The following is a 23,363-nucleotide window of genomic DNA, read 5'->3' on the forward strand; positions in this document are numbered from 1 at the left end:
ATGGTACCACCGCGCCTGCGGGGCGCTTGGCGGCTGGACCATGTATCAGCCGCCAGAGCCGCTGTCGATCCAGACGTACGGCAGGCTCCAAAGGAGACCGAACCCGTTCGGGTAGAAGTTCTGCAGCTTGGTGGCGTACCCGGTACGGGCGACGCCGAAGCGAAGCGGGCCAACCGGCTGATCTTCCCAGACCAGCTGCGACTGGTCGATCAGCAACTGCGTGCGTGCGTCCGCATCGAACTCAACCCGCTGCCGCTCGTCGATTGTGTCCCATTGCTCGCTGCAGTAGTGTGAGAAGTTCAGACCGGTTGTGGCCGCGTCGCATGAGAAGAGCGCGGTCTGGTTTCCATCCGGCGAGAGGCTCACCGCAAGCAACGCCATGTCGAAATCGCCCGATTCGAGCCGCTCGATGAGCGCGGCGCCGTTGATCGAAGTCAGATCGATCTTGACGCCGATTTCCTCCCACGCTTCTTTCATGTAGGTGACCAGCTGGTCGACCACTGGTTCCCCACCGGAGTAGAGGAAGTCGAACTCCAGCTTCTGGCCATCCTTGGTCATGACCCCGTCGTCGAGCGTCCAACCCGCTTCCGCCAGCAGCGCCTTTGCTTTCTCGGGATCGAAGTCATATGGCGGCTGCATCTGGCTGGGGGCATACGCCGGTGAGATGGGCGGTTGGGTGCCGACGGCGGCCTCTCCATAGCCGAAGTAAATGTTCTGCGTAATCGAGTTGCGGTCGAGCGCGTAGAAGAGCGCTTGCCGGACCCGTTGGTCCTGGAACAGTTCGGTCTGGGCAGGATCGAGATTGAAGGCGTAGTAGGTGAAGTTGAAGAAATCGTAGACATCGACCGCAAGGCCATCGGTCGCCTGTACCGAGGCCATCTGCGCCGGCGGCACGAACTCCATGATGTCGATTTCCTGCTGCTTGAGCGCCAGCACCGAGCTGTCGGAGTCGGGAAGGACGCGAAGTGTCAGACCGTCGATGTAGGGCACCTTGTCGTAGTAGTCGTCGTTGCGCACCACACTGACATGGTCGCCCTGCACCCATTCCTGGAATTTGAACGGCCCGGTTCCGATCACTCGCGCGGGATCCTGACCCGTGCTGCCACCATCAAACGACCAACTCGCGGGCTCGACATCGCCCCAAATGTGCTTCGGCATGATGGTGATCGCGCCGGGACCTTCGTAGAGGAAGGTGACCAGCTTTTCGCGCGCTTTCATCTCGAAGGTGTTTTCATCGATGACTCGGTAGCTTTCGACCGCATCGTTGACGATCGAGCGATAGGGGAAGCCTGTGTTCGGATCGAGCGCGGCGTCGAAGCTGAAGGCAACGTCTTCGGCGGTGAAATCGACGCCGTCATGCCATGTGGCATCCTGGTTGAGATGGAAGGTATAGGTCAATTCGTCATCCGCGACATCCCACGAATCGGCCAGACCAGGCACTGGACGTCCATCGAGCGGGCTGATGCCAATCAGCGACTCGAAAATCGCGCCGGTGATCAGTTGGGTGGTTGTGTCGTTGGTCAGTAGACCGTTCACGGTGCTGATATCGCCGGCTTCCGCAAGCAACACCGTGCCTCCGGTTTGCGCGGCCTCGGACATTGGGCAGGCGGCCAGCAGCTCGGCAGTGAACTCCTCGCGGGTAGGTGGCTCCAGAAGAGAGGGTGAGGCAACGCCGGCGGTGGGGGAGCCGGTCGAAGTGGTGACCGCGGCCATGCACGTTTCGCGCTGGGCGATCGGGCTCGCCTGGGTCTGGGGGGCCGCAGTTGGCGTGTTGTCCTTCTTGTCGCCATCGCCGCCACCGCAAGCGGCGAGCACCAGCAACAGGATCAGACCGACTACCAACAATCGGCTCTGCGCCAACCAGGACGAAATCGCGGTTTCTCCGCTGCGCACGTGCATGAACTCCCTCGGTGATGCCAGGGTCAGCGCGGCGCGCTCGAACCCGAATCTCTCGTGACCCGGCATGATACCCGACACGGCGGAAACGGGGTCTTGAGCCGTGTGTCCTGAGCGGTAGTGTGGGCCATGGCAAACGGCTCGCTGGTTATGAAATCGACGCAGTGCGCGATATGGCGGATTGCGCCAATCCTCTTGCATACTTCCCGGTCGCATGCGCGTGTTTCGCGATGAAGCGGATCAGGAACGCCCGATCTGGCCAACGTGGGTTCGGCTTGGGCGATGAGGAGCCGGAAAGGCAGGGCCGAGATGATCGTTGGCGTTCCCACTGAAGTGAAAGACCGCGAAGGCCGAGTGTCGACAACGCCAGGGGGCGTTGCGGAGCTGGTCGCGCACGGGCATCGCGTGTTGGTGGAAGCGGGAGCGGGCGACGGAAGCGGCTTTTCCGATGGCGCCTACGAGCGAGCCGGGGCGGAGATCATTCCCTCGCATGCCGCGGTGTTCGATCGAGCCGACATGTTGCTCAAGGTCAAGGAACCGGTTCCTGCCGAGTACAACCTCCTACGCGAAAATCAGCTCCTCTTCACCTACCTGCATCTGGCTGCGGACGAGGCGCTCACCCGCTGCCTCATGGAGCGGAAGGTGCAGGCAGTGGCCTATGAAACGGTCCAGCTGCCAAACCGATCGCTCCCGCTGCTGACCCCGATGAGCGAAGTCGCTGGCCGAATGTCGGTCCAGGTGGGCGCCCATTATCTGCAACGCAACGAGGGCGGCTATGGCGTACTGCTGGGTGGGGTTCCGGGTGTCGAACCGGCGAACGTCGTCATCATCGGCGGTGGCATCGTGGGGACCAATGCCGCGCAGATCGCGCTCGGCATGGGTGCTCGTGTGTCGATCATCGATCTCAATGTCGACCGTCTTCGTCAACTGGACCTATTGCTGCACGGGCGGTTGACAACCCTTCCGTCGAACCGGACGACAATCGGTGATGCAGTGGCTGATGCGGATCTGGTGATCGGTGGGGTCTTGCTTCCCGGAGCGCGGGCGCCGAGGCTGGTGACCGCGTCGATGATCGATCAGATGCGCACTGGATCGGTGGTGGTCGATGTGGCCATCGATCAGGGCGGCTGCATCGAAACCGCCAAACCGACCACTCATAGCAAACCGACCTACGAAGTCTCGGGTGTGATCCACTACTGCGTAACCAATATGCCGGGGGCCGTGCCGCGCACCAGCACCATCGCGCTTTCGAATGTCACCCTTCCCTATGCCCTTGCGCTGGCGGACCATGGACTGGTCGCGTCAGCGGAAGCCGATCCGGCTCTGGCGGCTGGGATCAACGTCCTCAATGGACATATTGTGTATCAGGCAGTGGCAGACGCCTTCGATCTGCCATACTCATCGTGGCAATCGGTTGCCTGAGTCGAGGTCTGGTCGGCTCGTATTTGGCCCAGGCGTGTGGAAGCAGAGGCATGCAGTCGGAAGAGTCCCTACACACAACCGTCAACGCGTTCATCGACGAACTGACCAACGAACGGGGCTTCTCCGTCAACACTGTCGCCGCCTACCGCAATGACCTAAGCCAGTTCGCCGGATATCTGGCCGCGCCGCCACAGGAAGACCAGCTGGCTCCGCTCTCCTCATGGAGTGGTTTGACGTCGGAGCATCTTGGCCGCTACCTCTCGTACATGTACGGGCGGCAATACGCGGCCTCCACTGTTGCCCGCAAGACCGCGGCGTTGAAGTCTTTTTGCCATTACCTGACCGACAACGGCGTGCTGCGCGAGGATCCATCGCAGTCGCTCGCTTCCCCGCGGGTCGACCGATACGTTCCACGCGCCATTTCCGAGCAGGAAGTCCGCCAGCTTCTCGACGAGCCCAGGCAGGCCGCGAAATCCCGGCGACCCGATGCGCTCCGGGATCTCGCCATGATCGAGGCGCTCTATTCCTCCGGGATGCGCGTGAGCGAGCTGGTGGCGCTGGATGTCGACGATGTCGATTTCGATTCCAATCAGGTCGCGTGCCCGGGCAAGGCCGGACGGCGCAGACTCGTGCCGTTGCGTGAACAGGCGATCGATGCGATCGACGACTATCTCAAGAACGGTCGCACCGAGTTGGCCAATCCCGATGAAAACGCGCTGTTCGTCAATCATCGTGGGTCCCGGCTGACCCGCCAGGGATTTTGGCTGATTCTCAAGGCGTATGCCGAAGAAGCCAAGATCGACAACATCACGCCCCACACGTTGCGGCATTCGTTTGCGACCCATGCGCTGCGCGACGGCGCGGAGCTGCGCGACGTGCAGCAACTCCTCGGGCATGTCAGCATCTCCACCACGCAGGTCTACAAGCTGGTTTCGGTCGATGACGGTCCCGTGCTCGAGAGCGAGACAATCGTCGTGGAAGAGTTGGCGATCAGTCGCGCCGACGGTTGATTTGTCATAATCGTTTCGCCACGGCGGGGTCACGGAGTCGTGGCCCCGCCACTTGTTTGTCTGGAAAGAGCAGGAGCCGATGAGCACCACCGTCGAACGAGCCGCATCCATGGAGAAGATCGTCGCTCTGTGCAAGCGGCGAGGATTTGTCTATCCCGGATCGGATATCTACGGCGGTCTGGCCAACACCTGGGACTACGGTCCGCTTGGTGTCGAGCTGAAGAACAACATCAAGCAGCTGTGGTGGAAGACCTTCGTTCATCGGCGCAGGGATATCGTCGGGCTCGATGCTGGCATCCTGATGCATCCACGCGTATGGGAGGCATCGGGCCATGTCGTCAACTTCAACGATCCGTTGGTCGACTGCAAGACATGCAAGGCTCGGTTTCGGGCCGACCACCTGATCGAGGAGAAGCTGGGCAAGGAAGCCGCCGGCCTGACCCCCGATGAGATGAGCGCGGTCATTCGGGAGGCGAACCCAACCTGCCCGAAATGCGGAAATCGCACCCTGACCGACGCTCGCCAGTTCAACATGATGTTCAAGACCACGATCGGGCCAGTGTCGGAAACCGGTGTCGAGGTCTATCTGCGCCCGGAGACGGCGCAGGCGATGTTCGTCCAGTTCAAGAACATCGTTGCCACCTCACGGGTGAAACTGCCGTTTGGCGTGGCGCAGATCGGGAAATCGTTCCGGAACGAAATCACCCCGGGCAACTTCATCTTCCGCGACATCGAGTTCGAACAGATGGAGATCGAATATTTCGTTCGGCCAGAGACTGCTGGAGATGCATTCGAGCAGTGGATCGATGCAATGAAGGCGTGGGTGACCGCGCTCGGGCTGACCGACGAGTTCGTCCGCATTCGCGAGCACGAGCAAGCCGAACTCTCGCACTACTCCGATCGGACGATCGACTTCGAGTATCAGTTCCCCGGTCCCATGGGCTGGAAGGAGCTCTATGGGCTGGCCAATCGGACGGACTTCGACTTGCGCCAGCATCAGGAGTTCAGCGGAGAAGACCTCTCCTGGTTCGATCAGGAGTCCGGCACCCGTTTTTTGCCATACGTGATCGAACCAACCTTTGGGGTGGATCGCACGATCCTGGTCGTGTTGCTGGATGCCTACGACGAGGAATCGACGGTCGATGTGAACGGGAAACCGGACACCCGAATCGTGCTGCGTCTCGATCCCAAGGTGGCGCCGTACAAAGCCGCGATCTTGCCGTTGATGAAGAAGCCGGAGCTCACTGAGATTGCGCGCGACATCTTCGATCGGTTGCAGGGGGAGACAGGTTTCCTCGTCGACTACGATGAAACCGGCAATATCGGCAAGCGCTATCGCCGACAGGACGAAATTGGCACGCCGTTCTGCGTCACGGTCGACCCCGATTCGCTCGAGGATCGGAAGGTCACCGTGCGCGACCGCGATACGACCGAACAAGAGCGGATTTCGATTGGCGATGTCGTGAGTTGGGTGGCTGACAAGGTCCAATAGACATCAGGGAATTCCCAGATTTGGGTGGTATCATCGCCGGACTTGACACCCATCCGGCCAGGCGTGGCCAGCGCCAGGCCGGTTTTCTTGGAGAGCAGATCACGAATGGCATCAAGCGGCAAGAAGTCGAACAAGTCGACCAGCTCGAAGTCGACGACCAGCAATACGCCGAAGAAGACCGAGTCGATACAGGAAGAGGCGCACCATCCAGGCGCCAATCAGCAGCATGAGATTCCCGCGACGCGGGGAGAGCGGCGCCGCGCGCAATTCGAGCAGAAGCGGATCGATCGCAAATCTGCTCCAGCCAAGCAGCAGCGCGAGCAGAAACTGCTCAAGCTGGGTGGAATCGTGTTGGCGCTGCTCGTGCTCTTTGGCATCGGCTACGGTGTCTACAACTGGATCACCACACGTGACGAGAATCGGTTGCCGGAGGGTGTTGCTGTCTACAACTACACTGGCGGCGATCACTCGGACGGCGAAGTTGCCTACACCGAGTCCCCACCAGTCGGCGGGACGCACAACCCGGTCTGGCAGACGTGCCAGTTCTATGACGGCAAAGTCGCGAACGAGAATGTGGTCCATTCGCTCGAACACGGCGCAGTCTGGATCACCTACACGTCCGATATCTCTGAATCCGACAAGGAGAAGCTGGAGAGCTGGACGGATGATCGGTCGTATCTGATTGTCAGCGAGTACGACGATCAGGAATCGCCGTTCGTCTTCACCGCGTGGAACAACCAGTTGGCGTTGGATTCACTCAGCGATGTCCGCGCCACGCAGTTCATGAACTACTTCATCCAGGGACCCCAAACACCGGAACGGGGCGCCTCGTGCACCGGCATCGATACGATGGTCGGATAGGCTGCACTCACTCTCGATCGGACCGCTGGCTCACGGAAGTGAGACCAGCGGTTCGTTGTTTTCGGCAGTGGAGTATGTGGCCCTTGGTTCGGCGACCTTGGCGAGTCCATCGCGTTCCAGATCGCGCACCAGACCGATCAGCCATTCGGAGTGTTCGGCTGCATAGTCATCCCGGACCAGAGCCCCCAGCGTGCTGAGGGGGACTTCTCCACCGTCCGCGGCTCGCAGACTATCGACGATGCGGCCGCGAAAATAGCGATTCGACCCGGCAAAGGGTTCTTCGTGCTTCTTGCGGACGCCAATCGGAAGAGCGGCGATGACACTTTGAATCGCCGGGAATGCGGCGCATTGCGTTTGCAGTGGACAGACGATGCACGCGGGTCTGCGAGCCGTGCATTGCAACGCGCCAAACTCGATGAGCGCCTGATTCCAGCGCCAGGCATCGTCCGGCGGCAGTAGCTGCCTCGCATATTCGAGCAGCTCGCGGTCTGTTGCTGTCGGGTGCGGCAGATCCGCACCGACGACGAGGCGATGGAGCACACGCTTCATGTTCGTGTCGAGAAAGACCGCCGGCTGCTCGAATGCAAAGCAGACGATCGCTCCGGCAGTGTAGGGACCAATGCCGGGCAGCTTCACCAACTCGTCCGGAGAGCTCGGAAAGACGCCTGCGAATTGCTCCATCACAGCCTGGGCGGTGCGCTGGAGGTTGACCGCTCGCCGGTTGTATCCCAATCCTTTCCAGAGCGTGATGACGACGGATGGGGGCGTGTCCGCCAGCGCCTGAACCGAAGGGAGGATTGCGAGGAACTCCTCGTAGTAGGGAATGACGCGGTCGACCTGCGTCTGCTGCAGCATGACCTCAGAAACCAGGATGCGATAGGGATCGCGTGTGCGGCGCCACGGCAGATCACGCTTGTTCGTCTCGAACCAGTCGAGGAGCGCGTTGCGAATGGCGGCAACGCGCTCCGGTTGCAGGATGCGTTCTGGTCGGTCGATTGGCTCCGAAATCGGTGCTACTCCGGTTTGTACGGCCGTTTGATCTCGTGGACATACGGCCGGCCTACGACCGTGGCGACGAAATCGTTCCAGACCGTGACAGCGTCTTCTTCCGGCGCTTTCGGACGCATCTTCATGTAGGCGGCTTCGCCTCCGGGGAAGACAAACGTCGGGGTGCCAAAGACACCATGCTGAGCGCGGGCCGTTTCATAGTCGTTGCCAATGTTGGCTAGCAGCGATCGGTCGGCCAGCGCGCGCTCGAATGCGTCCATGTCGAGACCGGCGGTCCGTGCCGCATCGATCACCACGTTCTTGCGTCCAATGTTCTGATCCTCGACGTGACGCGCTTCGAGGATGGAGTAGTGGTAGTTGATGAAATGGTCGGGACCCTGGAGTTTGGCAGCTTCGGCGCCGCGAAGTGCAGAAAACCCGCGGCTGACATAGTTGTCGGCCTGTTCCCATACCTTCCATTCCGGCCCTTCGGCGGAGTTGACCTGTTCCAACGGGAATGAACGCCAAACGAACTCGATCTCGTCACCGAGGGCAGTCTTCACATCGCGCACCCAAAGGGCTCCAGCGTAGACATACGGGCAGACATAATCGTAGTAGACCTCGACAACGAGGGGGTGCGACACGATTTCCTCCAACTTGTGGCTGTTGCAGTATCAGCGGCTTACGTTTCGTAGCCGTGGCGTAAGTATCACCCGACGACCCGGGACGCGCCCGACCGCATCCACGCTGCGCCAACTTGCGCGCGCAGCTCGTCGAGTGTCCCGTCGTTCGCGATGACGATATCGGCCCTGGCGAGTTTCTCGCCCAATGGCGGCTGGGACGCGATACGCCGATTGGCTTCCTCTTGCGACAGGCCACGTGTCGCCACCAGGCGCTCACGTTGCCGTGCGGGATCGCACATGACCACCCAGATCTCATCACACTGGTCTCCAAGACCGCTTTCGATGAGCTTGACGCCCTCGGTGGCGACGACCGGGGTGGGGCCAGATCGATGCGTCGCAGGACCTCGTCGACAACGGCCGGGTGTGAGGTGATCGAGACGGTACAGGGCCTCGGGGTCAGAGAAGACGATGTCGCCCAGCGCTCGGTTCAGCGAGCCGTCGTCATTTGCGATCTCGTTGCCGAAGACATCGGACAGCTGCTGGACCAGCGGAGAGCTGTAGGACTGGCCGATCGCGATAGACGAGATCGCCATCGATGATCGTTGCACCAGATCGCGCAGCATGGACATGACTGCGCTCTTGCCGCACGCAATGTTGCCGGTGACGCCGATCAGATACGGCCGCACAGCGAAACAGCCGCCTCTTCCATCATCTCCTGCAGTTCAGCGCTGGCGGCTTCCCATGCCTCGTAGGCCAACTCCAGCTGCTCCTGCGCCGTGCTCGAAGCGCCCGCTCAGGTCGGCCATCTTCTCGAAATCCTGATCGACCTCGGCAATGGTGAGCGCATCGCTGATTTCGTTGAGCTTGCTTTCGAGCCGAAATCTCCCGCCCCGCATGCGCGACGGCTTTGCGCACTGCGCTCTCAGAACGATTGTCTCGGGAGTGGTTGGGACCGGCTTCGGCGCCAGCTTGACCGCCCTGGCCTGCGGAGGCGCAGCGGCGTTTGCAGCTTTCTTGCGTTGATAGTCGGAATAGTTGCCGAGCGACTGGACGACAGCCTGTCCCACCACCCAGAGTTTGCGGCCAGTTTGTCGATGAAATAGTGGTCATGCGAAACAAAGAGGAGCGTTCCGGAAACCGGACAGCATCTCTTCCATATCTGCGCGCCGGAGACATCGAGGTGATTGGTCGGCTCGTCGAGCACGAGGAAGTTCGCTCGCTTCAGGAGCAAGAGTCCAAGCGCCAAGCGGAACGTCGCCGCCAGAAAGCGCTCAATTGGCTTGAATACATCGTCGTCGGAAAAGAGAAACCGGCCCAGAAAGGTGCGCGATTCCCTGCCCATCGGTTGCGCATCGAGAACGACCGACAAGGGTGTACCGAGAGCGGCAACCGCTCATGCGATTGCGCGTAGTAGCCAACCTGGACGTTGGTGCCGAACTCGAAGTGCCCCTTGAGCACGGGAATATCGCCCGCGAGGGTGCGGAGAAGGGTGGTCTTGCCTCCACCGTTCGGACCGATGAGGCCGACGCGAACTTCCTGCTCGATCAGCAGTTCGGGTGTGCGCACCAGGATGTCCTGCTCGTCGAGATTCCCGCGCAGCTTGTTGGCATAGCCAACCGTGAGCTTCGGGACGTCCGCAGGACGGTTTCGCCGCTCCTGGTCACCGGGGAAATGTTGATGTTGAGTTCCTGATGCTCGCGTGGACGCTCGATGCGTTCGAGCCGGTCGAGTCGCGCCCTGCCGGCCGCGGGCTTCCCGGGGAGCGCTGTCCGGCCCGAAATCGGCGCGGATAAACTCCTCGGTCTTCTCGATGAACTCTTGCTGCTCCTCGTACTCCTTCAATGCCGAGCTCCGCCTCGCGGAGTTTCAGGTAGCCGGCGTACGGAGCGGGATGTCCTCGACACGGCCGAAGGAGAGATCGAGCGTGCGGTGGTGACCTTGTCGAGAAAATAGCGGTCGTGCGAAACAATCAGGCAGGCGCCGCCCCAACTTCGCAGGAAGTCTTCGAGCCAGTCGAGCATCGCAAGATCGAGATGGTTGGTCGGCTCATCGAGCAACAGCAGATCCGGGTCCGCCAGAAGCGCCTTGGCCAGCGCGACACGGGTTTTCTGTCCGCCGCTGAGCTGTTTGACTGGCTGAATGAACTGCTCCTCCTCGAACCCGAGTCCGGAGAGAACTTCCTCGGTGCGATGCTCCATCTCGAAACCACTCATGGGGCCCTGAAACGTTGCTGAAGCTGGGCATACTCATCGATGAGCGCATCGAACGAATCGCCGTCGACGACGCCCATGAGGTGCTCGAGCTGCGCATCCTATCGGCCGCGGCCATGACGGGAGCGAAGGCTTCCTGCGCTTCTCGAGTGACGGTGCGGTCGGAATCGAATCGCGCTTCCTGCGGCAGATAGGTGATCACCGCCGTCGGACTTGACGACGACGCCTGCTCTGCTCTTCGATGCCGGCGATGATGCGCAGCACGGTCGATTTGCCAGCGCTGTTGACGCCGACCAGAAGGACGTTCGCGCTCGGCAACCTGAAACGAAAATACCGGAGAAGATTTGCTCGCTTCCGAATCGCTTTCCGTTGCCGCACAGAAAGAATGGTCGGATTAGGGGCATTGCGCTTACCTGGACAGACGAATATCGGTCGTCTCATGCGAGCCGATCAGCCGGAAAGTATACAAATGCGCGCTCGCGCACCCGGGTGGCTTGTGCGCATCGAGCGGGCATCCCTACACTCACGCGCGGCGGATGACCCATTAACGCGACCAAGGACGAACAATGCTCTGGCCAGAAGGAACCTGATCGCGGCGCCAGAGGCGAACTGGCGATCGGCGGCGTCTCGACCGTTGCGCTCGCTGAAATGTATGGAACTCCCTCTACGTCTTCGATGAGGCGAGCATCGGTGACTGGCGCGGACAGCCGTGGCCGCCGCGCTGTCGGGTGGCCCGGGGAGCCGGGCGGTGTCGCTTCGAAAGCGCTGGAGCTGCCTGCGATCCTGACCATCCTGGCGGGAAGAAGGGCTGGGCATCGATGTCGTCTCCGGGGAGAACTGCCCGTTGCGCTTCTCGGAGCGGGGTCGATCCGAGCGTCATCACATTTCACGGCAACAACAAGAGCCGCCAGGAACTGGCGGAGGCAATCGACGCCGGGATCGAGCTGATCGCCGTCGACAACTTGCATGAACTCGATCTGCTTGCCGAGTTGACACAGGGGCGTGACACACCCGTTCCGGTGATGCTCAGGGTCAACCCCGGCATCGACGCATACCCACGACAAGATCGCCACCGGAGTGCTCGATTCGAAGTTCGGCTTCCCCTCTGGAACGGTGACGCAGCAGAAGCGGTCGTACGCGCTGATCGAGATTCCGGGAATCACGCTCAAGGGATTCCATTGCCACCTTTGGATCTCAGCTCTTCGACGAACACGTTGCGGAGCTGGCAATCGAGAAGATCATCGCCTCTGCAGCAGAGATGCGGGCTGTACACGGAATCGAGGTGGAAGTTGTCTCACCCGGCGGGGATTGGGCATTTCATACCTGGAGGGAATGCCGGAGATGGACATTGCCGAATGGATGGGCGCGACTGCCGACGCGGCTCGAGCGCAGTTGCGCGCATGCGAAACTGGCCGCAGCTTACTGCTCGTGTTCGAGCCGGGCCGTTGGATAGTCGGTCCAGCGGGAGTGGCGCTCTACAGTCGGGTCGCGGAGATGCATCGACGGCGATGTCCGGCACCTATGTCTCGGTGGACGGCGGAATGGCGGACAATATTCGCCCTCTCTACGATGCGGAATACACGGCCGAACTGGCCAACCGAAACGGCGAGGGACGGAAACAGTCACGATCGCTGGGAAATACTGCGAATCGGGCGACGTGCTGGTTCGCGACATCGCGCTTCCTCGCCTGGAAGCGGCGATTTGCTGGCCATTCCAGGCAGGCGCCTTATTGCATTCCTATGGCGAGCAATTACAATCTCGCGCTCAAGCCTGCGGTCGTGCTCGTCTCTGAGGGAAAGGCGACGCTGATACGACGGCGGAGACCTATGCCGATTCGCTCGCGCTCGACATGGTTGCCGTCGGCGCCTGATCTGACCGATGTCACAGATTTGCACGGACTGACGTTTGGTAGTAGCGTTGGGCATCCCCTGACCGACGCTGGAGAAGAAGCGACCGAACCGCGCCTGAGCGCCCAGTTTCACCGAGCGACCTTCCAAGCGTCCGGAGCAATCGATGTCGAATCGCACGCCGCAAGACGACCAGTACGAAGGAGATGAGTCCAACCAATGGCCTCGCTCTGAGGCATCGCAGCCACTTTTCAACCGATCCAGACATTAATAGTTCAGGATGGCGCCGCAATGAATGGCGGGGCGATCGAAGGTAATGGAGGCCATGATTTGAGCGAGGGATGTACTACTCGAGCTCGAGGACGGGACGGATGACGCGTTGTTCGAAGCAATCATCGAAGCCGTCGATACTGAAGCAACCACCAGCTCGTCGATCGAACCGCTTGCCGATGTCGATGCTCCAGCCGAACTGGATGATGACATCATCGAGGCGTTCGAGATCGAAATCGAACAGGTCAACTCTGACGTTGGCCCGGCGAATCTGGACGATTCCGTGCGCATGTATTTGCGGGAGATCGGCCAGGTCAAGCTGCTCGATGCCGCAAGGAGATCGAGCTGGCCTCGGCGATGGAACGCGGGCGTACCTGGCGCAGCGCCGGGCGCAGCTTACCAACGACTTTGGGGAACCTCCTGCCGCCGATGTGCTTGGGCGAGCGCTCTTCCATTCGTTCGAGCAAGGGTGGCCGCACATCGAAGGGCTCTATGCCCTTGCCTATGATGATGATCCCGGACATCGGCAAAGATCGCATGCTTGCCGTGCTTCCGCTCAGCCAGGTGCCGGAGCGAACATGTCAAGGTCATTACGGAGCAATACGAGCTTTCGCCTGGAGGAATTGGGAAGGTTCGATTCGCCAGCGGTTCGTCGAGTGGGAACTCTTCCCGTCGGTGCTGCAAAAGCGAAGTGCGCTCCGCGCCATCAATGGCCGAGCTCGGAACTCGTCGATCAGATCTTCCGCGAGCGATCGAGTCGTCTCGAGGGCGTTCGACTCGCACGATCGAATCGGGCGAACGCGCCAAGATCGCGCTGACCGTGCCAATCTCCGTTTGGTGGTTTCCGTTGCGAAACGCTATTCGCAGCGGGATGAGCATGCTCGACTTGATCCAGAAGGGAACTCTGGGTTGATTCGGGCCGTCGAGAAGTTCGACTACCACAAGGGATTCAAGTTCAGCACCTACGCCACCTGGTGGATTCGGCAGGCAATCACGCGCGCGATTGCGGATCAGGCGCGCACGATCTGCATTCCGGTGCATGGTGGAACGATCAACCGGGTGATTCGTAAGAGCCGCCAACTGCAACAGGAGCTTGGACGCGAGCCAACTGGAGGAGATCGCGAGGTAACAGATGCCGCCGGACCGTGTGCGCGATTCTCAAAATCAGCCAGGATCCGGTCTCGCTGGAAATGCCGATCGGCGAGGAAGAGGACAGCAACTCCAAGGATTTCATCGAGGACTTGAAAGCGCCTGCCCCGGCCGATATCGCCAGCAACGAGGACCTGAAGAAGCGTAACAAGGATGCGCTCGGCATCGCTCGTCGCGCGAGCGGGACGTCATCATGATGCGTTTCGGCATGATCGACGAGCGGCCGCGCACGTTGGAAGAAGGCCGATGTTCAATGTCACTCGCGAGCGGATTCGCCAGATCGAAGCCAAGGCGCTGCGGAAGCTCCGTCACCCGAGCCGGGCAAAGACATTGAAGATTTCCTCGAGTAGCCGGTTCGTTGGCGCCACCCGTCTGCTTCGCGGCTGTGGCCGGGCAGAGAATCGTCGCGTATGCTTGTCAGGTTCGCTCGCTTTGGGGCGAACCTGATTTTTCGATGGAAAGATCGTCCCCAGTGCTCATCGATCGTGCCCAAATCTATGTCAGAGCCGGTGACGGCGGAAACGGCTCCATGTCGTTTCGCCGCGAGAAGTCTGCGCCCAAGGGCGGTCCCGATGGTGGCGACGGAGGCCGCGGTGGCGATGTGGTGCTCAAGGTCGCGTCGAATGTCACGAGCCTGACTGGCTCCACAACCAGAAGTTCATTGCCAGGAACGGTGGCGGCGACCGAAGCGCCAAAAGACGGCAAGTCGGCGCCGCGGCTTGTCATCAGTGGAAGCGCCTCGGCACCGTTGTCTGGGACGACGATTCGGGGAGATCATTGCCGACCTGACCGAGGACGGAGAAACCTTCATGTCGCCGGTGATCGGCGGGCTTGGAAACGTCCATTTCAAGACGTCGACTACAGACGCCGCGTATCGCGGAATTGGGCGAGCCGGGCGAAGAGCGCAGGTTGCGTTTGGAATTGCAGCCGATTGCCGACGCCGGGCTTGTCGGGTTGCCGAACGCTGGAAAGTCGACTCTGCTCGCGGCCTCGACCCGCGCCACGCCGAAGATCGCAGACTATCCATTCACCACGCTGGAGCCGAATCTCGGAGTGGTGCAGATCGGCGGCCGCAGCGGCCCCACCTATGTCATGGCGGATATTCCTGGGCTGGATCGAGGGCGCCGGGGTGGATGGCACCGGATTGGGTCACGACTTTCTGCGCCACATTTCACGCACCGCCGTGCTGATCCATGCTCGATGCCTCGGGCGGACTCGAAGGCTGCGACCCGATGGTCGATTTCGAGACGATCAACAACCGAATTGCGCTCATACGACCCGGAACTTGCCAGGCGCCCGATGCTGGTGGCCCTGAACAAAGCCGACCTGACCGAGGCACAGGAACGCATTCCTGCCCTGGAAACGGCCATTCATGCCCAGGGGCTGCGCACGTTTCTGCATCTCAGCAGCGACCGGGCACGGCGTTCAGACGCTTCTCGAAGCAACCGAAGCAACGTTGCGGGAAGCGCGAGAGGCAGCAGTGCACGAGCAGAAACCGCAGGAACGCCGCCGCTACACGTTGTCCGAAGCAGATGAGCGCGCGTTCAAGGTAACTCGCACGGGTGAAACGACCTACACCGTGAGTGGCGTGGCGATCGAACGGCTCACACGGATGACGAACTTTGACCAGATGGATTCCGTCGAGCGGTACCAGCGTGTACTGGAACGGAGCGGTATCTCGAACGAGCTCGAAAAACAGGGAGTCGAGCCGGGGGACGTTGTCACCATTGCCGATTTCCCGCTGATCTGGGGCGAGGAGTTCGAGCTTCCCGAACTGCCATCACGACGAACGGCCAAGGAACGCCGCTATGGTCCGGCTTCGGCTCCGGACGATCTCGAGGGGCAGGATGTAGAGATCTACGATCTCGACGATGCCGACTACGAGCCGGAGGACGAAGACGAAGATCTCGACGGTGACGACTTCGATCCGGCGGATTTCGAATTGGTCGACGATGACGATGAGGAGTAGGGGATGATCAGCCGGTGTTTCTGCTCCGCCAGCTTTTCCGCGTAGACGCCGCGGTAGCTCTTCGGGAGTAGCCGCGCGATTTCGAGCATGATGATATCGGTCGCCTCGGCGGCCGATATCTTTTTCCCATCGACCGTGCGCGGCAGGTAGAACGGCTCCCCGTAGACGATGTGCACACCTGGGCGATCCGCCTCATGTAGCCGCGCGGTGTCCCCCTTCGACCCGTTGAATGGCAGGCGTTCTGACCCCGAGATTGCCACCGGGAGCACCGGGGCGCCCGTCTTGAGCGCCAGCAATCCAACTCCAGCCTTGGCTTCGCTGAGCGCGCCAGTGACGCTGCGGGTGCCTTCGGCATAGATTCCGACAGCCAGACCCTTCTCGAGACGCTCCTCTGCCTGGCGCAGGGCTTCCCGGTCGAACTTCCCGCGATCGACCGGGAACCCTCCCGATGCTTCGGAGATCTGCCGCAAGACCGGTGTGTCGAAGAGTTCCTGTTTTCCCATGAAGTTCAGCGGCCGCGTGAAGGCATAGAACTCGATGCCGGGATCGAGATTGTGCAAATGGTTCGACACATAGAGCAGCGGGCCGAACGGGGGGATATTGTCGACGCCTTCCTGGGTGATATCGGCCACACGGTGAAGCCAGGGCCAGATGGCCCAGTAGGCGAGCTTGCCGCGCGTTCGGCGACGCGCGCTCTGCGCGAAATACTCGGGTCGAGTCTCGACCGTGAACGGCGCTTGCGCCAGGACTGGCTCGTCGAGCGCTTGGTAGGCATCGACAATGCGGTCGGCAACCTGGTCGACGGAAAGATCGTCTGTGTGAACCACGAGCGCGTCCTTGTGCAGCTTCAGCGGAGAGGTCGTACGTGATGAATCGTGTGCATCGCGCCGTTCGAGCTCGCTACGGACATCGTCGATCGAGACACTGGCTCCAGAACGTTGAAGATCGGCGAAACGACGGCGCGCGCGCTCTTCGATGCCAGCGTCGAGGAACACCTTGAGCCCGGCGTCCGGAATGACCACGGTCGCGATATCACGCCCCACCATGACAACCGGGCGCCCACTGGCGATGTCCCGTTGCACGGGCAAGAGCGCGGTGCGCACCGCGGGATGGGCCGAGACTTCGGAGACCCAGCGATCGACCTCTGGTGTCCGAATCGCGCTGGACACGTCTTCGCCATCGAGCAGCACCGCTCCAGAATCGGAAATTGCGATCGAAATCGACTTGGTCAATGTAGCCAGCGCGGACCCATCGGACGGCGCAATGCCCTGGCGAATCGACGCGAGCGTGACGGCGCGATAGAGCGCGCCGGTATCGAACATGGTGATGCCGAGCCGCTCCGCCACTGCGCGGGCAACGGTCGTCTTGCCGGAGGCTGACGGTCCATCGATGGCAATCACGCGCGCAAATGGGCCAGCGCTCATTCGGATTCACCTTCGAATGTATCGAGGCCGACAGCTTCGTAGAGACCGCCGACCTCGCCGGGACGCAACTCGCGTGACTGGCCAACCCGCAGTGCGCCCAACGAGATCGGACCGATGCGCGTACGGCGTAGCCGGGCGACTTCGATCTCGTGCTGATCCATCATCTTGCGCACAACCCGGTTGAGTCCTTCATGGATGACCAGCTTGAGCTCGATCCCTTCGGCGGTCTCACGCAGAATGCGGAACTCACGCGGAACGACCAGCGTGCCATCCACCCTGGCACCCTTGCGGATCGCCGCCATTGTGGCATTCGCGGGCCGAAGGTGCGTGAGAATCTGGTACTCCTTGTCGATCTCATAGCGCGGATGCATGACACGGTTGGCGAGATCGCCGTCGTTCGTCAAGAGCAGCAACCCTTCCGTCTCCCGGTCGAGACGACCTATGGGATAGACCCGCTCTCTCGTCTCGATCAGGTCCATGACGGTGCGGCGTCCGCGCTCGTCACTGGCGGTCGTGATATAGCCCGAGGGCTTGTTCAGCATGAGATAGCGCTTCTGCTGTTGCACCAGGAGTCGGCCATTGACTTCGATCCGGTCGACGGCGGGATCGGCCTTGGCGCCCAGCTCGCGCACGACCTTGCCGTTGACTTTGACCTTTCCGTCGAGGATGAGCTGCTCCGAGGCGCGGCGCGATGCGATGCCGTGGGCGGCAATGATGCGCTGGAGCCGTTCCATGGGCTAGGCAGTGCCGGCTTGCAGCACCGGCCGCGTCGCAACGACTGTGTCGCCACTGAAGAACAGCACTGTGCCGACCGGCGCATCAGGTTCGGCTGGCGGCCCGAGCTGGAGGAGATAGCGAAGTGAATCCGCACTGGCGGAAGGCAGAACGATGGCGTGGTCGTCTCCCAGCCGGACGTTCCAAACCGCCAATTCTTGTGTGAGTCCCGGGAACGCCGCATCGCCAGGCTGGACCCAGCGATAGCTCTCATTCATGGCGCCAATGACCGTGCTCATATCGTCGAACCGCATGTCGGTTTCGGCAATTTGAACCTGGTCTTCATCGAACTCGATATCGCTGCCGAGCACCACGCCAATCACCATGTTGCCGTTGCCCTCGTCGAGCAGCACGACCAGACAAGCGCCAGATTCCATCAGGGTGCCTGTCTTGCCGCCGATCACCCCGTCTTGCCCGGAAAGATCTTGTTTGTGTTGGTGAGCGTCATTTCGCGGGGATTCGCGCCCTGGGTCGTCAGGGTATAGGTTGGCACGCTGGACGCTTGCGCGATCTGGGGAACGGCGAATGCGTGGCTGGCGATGATCGCCAGGTCGCGCGCCGTGGTGTAGTGATCCTCGCCATACAATCCGGCGGCGTTGGTGAAATGGGTGTTCTGCAAACCCAGATTAGCGGCGGTGGCGTTCATTTCCTGCACGAACCGCTCGACCGGATCCCCTGTCGCGCCTTCCGCTGCCAGCAGGTTCGATCCGATGACTCGTGCCATGGCATGCGCCGCATCGTTCCCGGACGGCAGCATGATGCCGTACATGAGTTGCTCGACGGACAACACGTCACCTTCCAACAACCCCATGAAGGACTCGCCGTCCTCGGCGGTCAGGATGTCGCTCGCGTCGGCCGTCACCAGCGCTTGCCAGTCGGTGGTGTTGTTGGCGATGACGAGCGCGGTCATCAGCTTGGTTGTGCTTGCCGGGGAGCGGCGCTCATCAGCATTGAGAGAAACAAGGGGAGCACCGGCTGTGGCGTCTTCGACGAAGACGGCTTGCGCCGTCACCCCTTCGGGCGGAGCGATGGCCTCGAAGCCAGCTGGCGCGGCATTCTCGGTCTGCGCAAGTGCTCCCGGCGCCAAGAGAACCGTCGAGATCACCAGCGCCGCCAGACAGCGCAGCATCCGCCCATATCCCGATCCCCACACCTTGGACACGACGTGACTCCCAAACAGTCTTTCGAACCCGGGGCGACCGCACCGGGCGTTGCACTCGCGGAGTATACCGACTCGCGCGGTCCTTGCCTCGTTCAAAGCCGGATCAGAGGCGTGCGGTACCATACCAATTGGGCCTGACCATCAGTTCGGCCCTGATTCGACCCGTTTGACAAACCGGTATCATGCCTGATTTCGTCCGCTTTGCAGCCATTGGCGACCTTCACATTCGCACCACAGTGCCGTCGGACTTTGTGCGGCAATTGATCGGCATCGAACGACACGCCGATTTTCTGGTGGTGCCTGGCGATATTACGAATGGCGGTCGGATCCAGGAGGTCGAACTGGCGGCCGAGCTCTTTCGACGCATCGACATTCCCATCGTCGGCGTCATGGGCAACCACGACCGCCGCACGATGCGCCGGCGTTACTTCCTCCAGATTCTGGAGCAGGCCGGTGTCCGAATGCTCGATGGCGACACGTGGGAGTATCTCGGCATCGGTATCGCCGGAGTGTCCGGTTCGGGTGGCGGATTTTGGCCGGAAGAACCAGCCGATCCCGTCTCCAATCGTGCCTGGCAGGCGTTGGCCGTGCGTGCCCGCAGAGAGGCGAATCGCCTGGATGGCGCGCTCAGCACGTTGCAGACTCGACGGCGGATCGCGCTGCTGCATTTCGCGCCAACAACGGCCACGCTGGTTGGCGAACCACCGCTCAAGTACTGGCTGCTTGGCAATTCGGCGCTTGGCAATGTGGTCGAGAAGCACCGCGTCGATCTGGTGCTCCATGGGCATGCACATATCGGCTCGCCCTATGGCCAGACTCCGGGAGGAGTTCCGGTCTTTAATGTCGCCGCCGGTGTCACCGGCGGCGTATCCATTCATGAAGTGCCGCTCGATCCCGAACTGCCGATCTCCACGTCGCCACTGATGTTGGCGCGGGTCTGAGACGATCATGCTGGTGCTGGACGGCTCGGTATCGCCGTATCTCCCCACGAAGGAAATCCTGGCTGCCATGTGCGGCTGCCCGGAGCGTGATCTTCCGGCCGACCGCCTCATCTCCATGCTGCGCGAGCGGCTCGCCATGCTCCATGACGTCTCGTCGGAGCGGATCGCGCTCTTTCCGCACGACGAGCACCGATTCGAACCGCTGCTGGAGCGCCAGCGTGACGTGCCCTGGGTGACCTACTCGCCGGGTGGTCATTCGCTTGGCAGCCCAGCCTCACTCTCGATCGAACGCGATCGTCGTTTCCGCATCGACACAGCCCAGATCGAAGCCACGCCGCGTGGATCGGTCGCATTGGTGATGACACCGAACGATCCGACCGGAAACGCGATTGGGGTCACAACGGCCGCTCAGCTCGGACGACGGTGCAGTCTCTTGATCCTGGATGAACGGTCGGCCGAGATGCAACGCAGATCGATGATCCCGCTGGTGGAGGAGTTCGATTCGATCGTGCTGGCGCGGTCGTTTGCCGATTGGGCAGGTTTGGGAACAGATGCCCCGGGGTATGCGATTACCACCAAGCGGATTGCGAAGACACTCGATCGATCTGGCGACCTCGCGACTGCCGGCGTGCACGCGGCGCTCGCGGCGGTAAGCAATGCGGCTCAGCTCGACGCGATCGCGCATCGGGTGCGACTCGAACGAATGCGGCTCTACCGGATGCTGCGCAAGCTCAATTTCCTCGCGCCGTTTCCCAGCGACTCCGGATACGTGCTGGCGCAGGTCACACGAGGCGATCGGGACACGATCGCTGCTGCCTTGCAGGAACGTGAGATCGCGGTGTTCGCACCCGCCGACGATCGGCTGCGCGAAACCCTGCGTTTTTCCGCGATCTCGCCGGTAGCAACCAGAGCGCTGCAAGACGCCCTGGTGGAAATCAGCCGAACCGCGATCGACTGATCAGAATCTGGCAATCGCTCTTTTCTGACATTCGAAGAGTTGATCGAGGCCAGTGCTGGCGAGGACGAGCAGCTCGGTGAGTGTTCCATGCGAGAACGGCGACTTTTCAGCGGTGCCCTGAATCTCGACGAACGCCTGTTGATCGGTCATCACCACATTGAAATCGACATCGGCGGCTGAGTCCTCCGCATAGTCGATATCGAGGAGCGGCGTCCCGCGAACGACTCCGACGCTCACTGCGGCAACGGCCGCCTCGAGGGGATCGCGCGACATGCGCCCGTCATCGCGCAGTTTCTTCAGCGACTGCGCGAGCGCCACATATCCACCGGTGATCGAGGCGCAGCGCGTACCGCCATCCGCCTGAATGACATCGCAGTCGATGATGATCTGCCGTTCGCCCAGCGCCTTCAGATTGACCACCGATCGGAGCGAACGGCCAATGAGTCGCTGAATCTCGACGGTGCGGCCACCCTGTTTACCCTGAACGGCTTCTCGCTGGGTCCGTAACCTGGTGGCGCGCGGCAGCATCGCGTATTCGGCAGTGACCCAGCCGCTGCCCCGACCCTTCATCCAGCCGGGAACCTTTTCTTCGACGGTCGCCGTGCAGAGCACATGCGTATTGCCCATCTTGATTAGCGCCGAACCCTCGGCATTCGGGGCGACTCCGGCAATGATGTCGACGCTGCGAAGCTCCTCCGGGCTTCGCCCACCGATTCGTCCCGCGCTCATTCTTGCTCCTCTGGTGTTTCATTCGCTGTTTCGTAGATTTCACGCACGCGCCGCAGCCTGTTCGTCAGATCACGCTCGAACCCGCGATCGGTTGGCCGGTAATATCGCCGCCCGGCGAGATTCTCGGGCAAATTCTGTTGTGCCACGATCCCCTCATCAAAGTCGTGCGCGTAGCGATACCCCTTGCCGTACCCAAGATCCTTCATGAGCCCAGTGGGGGCGTTGCGCAAATGGATCGGGACGGGGTCATTGCGCGTCGACTCGACATCCTCGCGCACCGCGCCGTACGCCCGATAGACGGCGTTACTTTTGGGCGCCAGCGCAAGATAGACCACGAGTTCGGCCAGCGCCAACGCTCCTTCGGGCATTCCCAGGAAGTGGATGGCCTGTTGCGCTGCCATTGCCAGTTGCAACGCCTGCGGGTCGGCCAGTCCGACGTCCTCGCTGGCGAAACGCACGAGCCGGCGCGCGACGTAGAGCGGATCGTCTCCCCGTTCGAGCATGCGAGCAAGCCAATAGAGCGACGCGTCAGGATCCGAACCGCGCAAAGTCTTGTGCAGTGCCGAGATCGTGTCGTAGTGATCTTCACCAGACTTGTCATAGGTGGCGGCGCGGCGCTGGGCGGCTTCCTGGACGAGTGCAACATCGATCCGCTTGTCGTCCAGTCCGGCGGCAGCGAACTCGAGCGTGTTCAGCGCGAAACGCGCGTCACCGTTCGCCAGGTTGACCAGCAGGTCGATGGCTTCGTCGTCGATCCGAATGTCTCTTCGTCCCAAACCCCGCTCGGTGTCTGCCAATGCAAGCCGGATGATCCGCTCGATATCGGCATCGGTGAGCGGCTGGAGCACAACAACCCGCGAGCGGGAAAGCAAGGGCGAATTGACCTCGAACGATGGGTTCTCCGTCGTCGCGCCAATGAGAATGACCGTACCGTCCTCGACATATGGCAGGATCGCGTCTTGCTGCGCCTTGTTGAAGCGGTGGATCTCGTCGATGAACAGGACAGTTCGCTGGCCATGCATGCCGAGCCGGTCGCTGGCGTCCTTGATGGCGGCACGCAAATCGGCAACACCCGAGGAGACCGCGCTGACCGAAACGAAATGCGCGCGTGTGGCATTGGCGATGATACGGGCGATGGTGGTTTTCCCGGTGCCCGGTGGACCCCAAAGAACAATGGAGGAGAGTTGATCGGCCTCGATCGCGCGGCGGAGCAGGGCGCCTGGTCCGAGCAGCTTCTCGTGACCGACGAGCTCGTCCAGCGAGCGCGGACGCATGCGCGCGGAGAGCGGCGCCTTGCGGGCGAGCTGATCCTCCTTGTTCGCGCTGAAGAGATCGCCGGAATAGGAGCTGGACGACGAAGGCAACGGGTCGCTCAGGGTGCTTCGACGTCGGCTTCGAGCTCGTCGATCTGCTGATTGAGCAGCAGCATGCGCGCTTCGATTTCCTCGATCGAGGAAACCCCCAGCTCGTTCATATCCTCGAGCAACTCCTCGAGACGATCGAGTTCCTCGTAGTGCTCGTAGAGCTCAGTGGACTTCGCGTTTTTTGGATTGGCCACGGCAAGTTCTCGCAGTGAGCTACATGGTGACGATCAGGACGGCGAGGACGATTGCGGCCACGGCGAGGAACTCGACCAGGT

25 protein-coding genes are annotated in these 23,363 nt (G+C 61.4%); 11 read left to right on the top strand and 14 right to left on the bottom strand.

The genetic code is table 11. The annotated features are described in order from the left end of the window. Positions 1-45: 45 nt before the first annotated feature. Positions 46-1,893, bottom strand: coding sequence for an ABC transporter substrate-binding protein (locus R2855_02355; protein ID MEZ4529848.1), 1,848 nt, complete (start codon positions 1,891-1,893; stop codon positions 46-48). Between the two features lie 312 nt (positions 1,894-2,205). Between R2855_02355 and ald the strand changes: the two genes are divergently transcribed. From ald to R2855_02375, 4 genes are all read left to right on the top strand, one after another. Then, positions 2,206-3,318, top strand: a complete 1,113-nt coding sequence (gene ald, locus R2855_02360) for an alanine dehydrogenase (protein ID MEZ4529849.1) — start codon at positions 2,206-2,208, stop codon at positions 3,316-3,318. A 50-nt stretch (positions 3,319-3,368) separates the two neighbouring features. Continuing rightward, positions 3,369-4,328 (top strand): tyrosine recombinase, encoded by a 960-nt coding sequence (locus R2855_02365; protein ID MEZ4529850.1) that lies wholly within the window; start codon positions 3,369-3,371, stop codon positions 4,326-4,328. A gap of 79 nt (positions 4,329-4,407) precedes the next feature. Continuing rightward, positions 4,408-5,820, top strand: coding sequence for a glycine--tRNA ligase (locus R2855_02370; GenBank protein MEZ4529851.1), 1,413 nt, complete (start codon positions 4,408-4,410; stop codon positions 5,818-5,820). Between the two features lie 105 nt (positions 5,821-5,925). Then, a complete protein-coding gene (locus tag R2855_02375; protein MEZ4529852.1) occupies positions 5,926-6,681 on the top strand; it encodes a DUF3105 domain-containing protein in 756 nt (251 codons plus the stop codon). Between the two features lie 30 nt (positions 6,682-6,711). Here the strand turns inward: R2855_02375 and R2855_02380 are convergent, their stop codons facing one another. The 6 genes from R2855_02380 to R2855_02405 all read right to left on the bottom strand — a co-directional run bounded on the left by R2855_02380 (position 6,712) and on the right by R2855_02405 (position 10,504). Beyond that, positions 6,712-7,536: a hypothetical protein gene (locus R2855_02380; protein ID MEZ4529853.1), complete on the bottom strand. Its 825-nt coding sequence runs from the start codon at positions 7,534-7,536 to the stop codon at positions 6,712-6,714. Positions 7,537-7,694: 158 nt separating this feature from the next. Next, entirely contained in the window at positions 7,695-8,312 is a 618-nt protein-coding gene (locus R2855_02385; GenBank protein ID MEZ4529854.1) for a DsbA family protein, read from the bottom strand. A gap of 65 nt (positions 8,313-8,377) precedes the next feature. Then, the gene (coaE, locus tag R2855_02390; GenBank protein MEZ4529855.1) at positions 8,378-8,977 is read right to left on the bottom strand and encodes a dephospho-CoA kinase; all 600 of its coding nucleotides are present in this window, start codon (positions 8,975-8,977) and stop codon (positions 8,378-8,380) included. A gap of 36 nt (positions 8,978-9,013) precedes the next feature. Beyond that, a complete protein-coding gene (locus R2855_02395; protein ID MEZ4529856.1) occupies positions 9,014-9,361 on the bottom strand; it encodes a hypothetical protein in 348 nt (115 codons plus the stop codon). 151 nt (positions 9,362-9,512) lie between these two features. After that, entirely contained in the window at positions 9,513-10,133 is a 621-nt protein-coding gene (locus R2855_02400; GenBank protein MEZ4529857.1) for an ATP-binding cassette domain-containing protein, read from the bottom strand. Further along, the gene (locus tag R2855_02405) at positions 10,130-10,504 is read right to left on the bottom strand and encodes an ATP-binding cassette domain-containing protein (protein ID MEZ4529858.1); all 375 of its coding nucleotides are present in this window, start codon (positions 10,502-10,504) and stop codon (positions 10,130-10,132) included. Before R2855_02405 ends, R2855_02400 begins: the two co-directional genes overlap by 4 nt. A 2,223-nt stretch (positions 10,505-12,727) precedes the next feature. On the opposite strand from R2855_02405, the gene R2855_02410 reads away from it, so the two are divergent. The 5 genes from R2855_02410 to cgtA all read left to right on the top strand — a co-directional run bounded on the left by R2855_02410 (position 12,728) and on the right by cgtA (position 15,736). Next, complete coding sequence (locus tag R2855_02410; GenBank protein MEZ4529859.1) at positions 12,728-13,126, top strand: sigma-70 factor domain-containing protein; 399 nt, start codon at positions 12,728-12,730, stop codon at positions 13,124-13,126. A 29-nt stretch (positions 13,127-13,155) separates the two neighbouring features. Then, positions 13,156-13,863 carry a sigma-70 family RNA polymerase sigma factor gene (locus tag R2855_02415; GenBank protein ID MEZ4529860.1) on the top strand — a complete coding sequence of 236 codons (708 nt, stop codon included), beginning with the start codon at positions 13,156-13,158 and terminating at the stop codon, positions 13,861-13,863. Continuing rightward, positions 13,809-13,964, top strand: coding sequence for a hypothetical protein (locus R2855_02420; protein MEZ4529861.1), 156 nt, complete (start codon positions 13,809-13,811; stop codon positions 13,962-13,964). The genes R2855_02415 and R2855_02420 overlap by 55 nt, the downstream gene beginning before the upstream one ends. Before the next feature lie 257 nt (positions 13,965-14,221). Continuing rightward, positions 14,222-15,082 (top strand): hypothetical protein, encoded by an 861-nt coding sequence (locus R2855_02425; GenBank protein MEZ4529862.1) that lies wholly within the window; start codon positions 14,222-14,224, stop codon positions 15,080-15,082. Positions 15,083-15,139: 57 nt separating this feature from the next. Further along, positions 15,140-15,736: an Obg family GTPase CgtA gene (gene cgtA / locus R2855_02430; GenBank protein ID MEZ4529863.1), complete on the top strand. Its 597-nt coding sequence runs from the start codon at positions 15,140-15,142 to the stop codon at positions 15,734-15,736. On the opposite strand, the gene cmk is transcribed toward cgtA, so the two are convergent. From cmk to R2855_02450, 4 genes are read right to left on the bottom strand one after another with little or no spacing between them, the layout of a single operon-like run. Beyond that, complete coding sequence (gene cmk / locus R2855_02435; protein MEZ4529864.1) at positions 15,646-17,160, bottom strand: (d)CMP kinase; 1,515 nt, start codon at positions 17,158-17,160, stop codon at positions 15,646-15,648. The two genes, cgtA and cmk, sit on opposite strands and share 91 nt — an antisense overlap. Continuing rightward, entirely contained in the window at positions 17,157-17,894 is a 738-nt protein-coding gene (locus R2855_02440; GenBank protein ID MEZ4529865.1) for a pseudouridine synthase, read from the bottom strand. Before R2855_02440 ends, cmk begins: the two co-directional genes overlap by 4 nt. A gap of 3 nt (positions 17,895-17,897) precedes the next feature. Beyond that, entirely contained in the window at positions 17,898-18,338 is a 441-nt protein-coding gene (locus R2855_02445) for a hypothetical protein (protein ID MEZ4529866.1), read from the bottom strand. After that, positions 18,335-19,096: a serine hydrolase gene (locus tag R2855_02450; protein ID MEZ4529867.1), complete on the bottom strand. Its 762-nt coding sequence runs from the start codon at positions 19,094-19,096 to the stop codon at positions 18,335-18,337. The genes R2855_02445 and R2855_02450 overlap by 4 nt, the downstream gene beginning before the upstream one ends. A gap of 182 nt (positions 19,097-19,278) precedes the next feature. On the opposite strand from R2855_02450, the gene R2855_02455 reads away from it, so the two are divergent. Both R2855_02455 and R2855_02460 read left to right on the top strand, forming a co-directional pair. Further along, positions 19,279-20,037, top strand: a complete 759-nt coding sequence (locus R2855_02455; GenBank protein ID MEZ4529868.1) for a metallophosphoesterase — start codon at positions 19,279-19,281, stop codon at positions 20,035-20,037. 7 nt (positions 20,038-20,044) lie between these two features. Next, positions 20,045-20,995, top strand: a complete 951-nt coding sequence (locus R2855_02460; protein ID MEZ4529869.1) for a hypothetical protein — start codon at positions 20,045-20,047, stop codon at positions 20,993-20,995. On the opposite strand, the gene rph is transcribed toward R2855_02460, so the two are convergent. Genes rph through R2855_02475 form a run of 3 tightly spaced genes read right to left on the bottom strand, consistent with a single transcriptional unit; the run spans position 20,996 to position 23,282 of the window. Then, positions 20,996-21,724, bottom strand: a complete 729-nt coding sequence (gene rph, locus R2855_02465) for a ribonuclease PH (protein MEZ4529870.1) — start codon at positions 21,722-21,724, stop codon at positions 20,996-20,998. It abuts the gene before it with no gap. Next, the gene (locus tag R2855_02470) at positions 21,721-23,088 is read right to left on the bottom strand and encodes a replication-associated recombination protein A (protein MEZ4529871.1); all 1,368 of its coding nucleotides are present in this window, start codon (positions 23,086-23,088) and stop codon (positions 21,721-21,723) included. Before R2855_02470 ends, rph begins: the two co-directional genes overlap by 4 nt. A gap of 8 nt (positions 23,089-23,096) precedes the next feature. After that, entirely contained in the window at positions 23,097-23,282 is a 186-nt protein-coding gene (locus tag R2855_02475) for a hypothetical protein (GenBank protein MEZ4529872.1), read from the bottom strand. Positions 23,283-23,363 lie beyond the last annotated feature (81 nt).

This window comes from Thermomicrobiales bacterium, from assembly GCA_041390825.1.
In the GTDB taxonomy this organism is placed as follows: domain Bacteria; phylum Chloroflexota; class Chloroflexia; order Thermomicrobiales; family UBA6265; genus JAMLHN01.

Excerpts from the sequence above, each read along its gene's own strand:
- ald (MEZ4529849.1), top strand. The coding sequence starts at position 2,206 with ATGATCGTTGGCGTTCCCACTGAAGTGAAAGACCGCGAAGGCCGAGTG.
- R2855_02365 (MEZ4529850.1), top strand. The coding sequence starts at position 3,369 with ATGCAGTCGGAAGAGTCCCTACACACAACCGTCAACGCGTTCATCGAC.
- R2855_02370 (MEZ4529851.1), top strand. The coding sequence starts at position 4,408 with ATGAGCACCACCGTCGAACGAGCCGCATCCATGGAGAAGATCGTCGCT.
- R2855_02375 (MEZ4529852.1), top strand. The coding sequence starts at position 5,926 with ATGGCATCAAGCGGCAAGAAGTCGAACAAGTCGACCAGCTCGAAGTCG.
- R2855_02380 (MEZ4529853.1), bottom strand. The coding sequence starts at position 7,536 with ATGCTGCAGCAGACGCAGGTCGACCGCGTCATTCCCTACTACGAGGAG.
- R2855_02405 (MEZ4529858.1), bottom strand. The coding sequence starts at position 10,504 with ATGAGTGGTTTCGAGATGGAGCATCGCACCGAGGAAGTTCTCTCCGGA.
- R2855_02415 (MEZ4529860.1), top strand. The coding sequence starts at position 13,156 with ATGCTTGCCGTGCTTCCGCTCAGCCAGGTGCCGGAGCGAACATGTCAA.
- R2855_02420 (MEZ4529861.1), top strand. The coding sequence starts at position 13,809 with ATGCCGATCGGCGAGGAAGAGGACAGCAACTCCAAGGATTTCATCGAG.
- R2855_02425 (MEZ4529862.1), top strand. The coding sequence starts at position 14,222 with ATGGAAAGATCGTCCCCAGTGCTCATCGATCGTGCCCAAATCTATGTC.
- cgtA (MEZ4529863.1), top strand. The coding sequence starts at position 15,140 with ATGCCCAGGGGCTGCGCACGTTTCTGCATCTCAGCAGCGACCGGGCAC.
- cmk (MEZ4529864.1), bottom strand. The coding sequence starts at position 17,160 with ATGAGCGCTGGCCCATTTGCGCGCGTGATTGCCATCGATGGACCGTCA.
- R2855_02440 (MEZ4529865.1), bottom strand. The coding sequence starts at position 17,894 with ATGGAACGGCTCCAGCGCATCATTGCCGCCCACGGCATCGCATCGCGC.
- R2855_02455 (MEZ4529868.1), top strand. The coding sequence starts at position 19,279 with ATGCCTGATTTCGTCCGCTTTGCAGCCATTGGCGACCTTCACATTCGC.
- R2855_02460 (MEZ4529869.1), top strand. The coding sequence starts at position 20,045 with ATGCTGGTGCTGGACGGCTCGGTATCGCCGTATCTCCCCACGAAGGAA.
- rph (MEZ4529870.1), bottom strand. The coding sequence starts at position 21,724 with ATGAGCGCGGGACGAATCGGTGGGCGAAGCCCGGAGGAGCTTCGCAGC.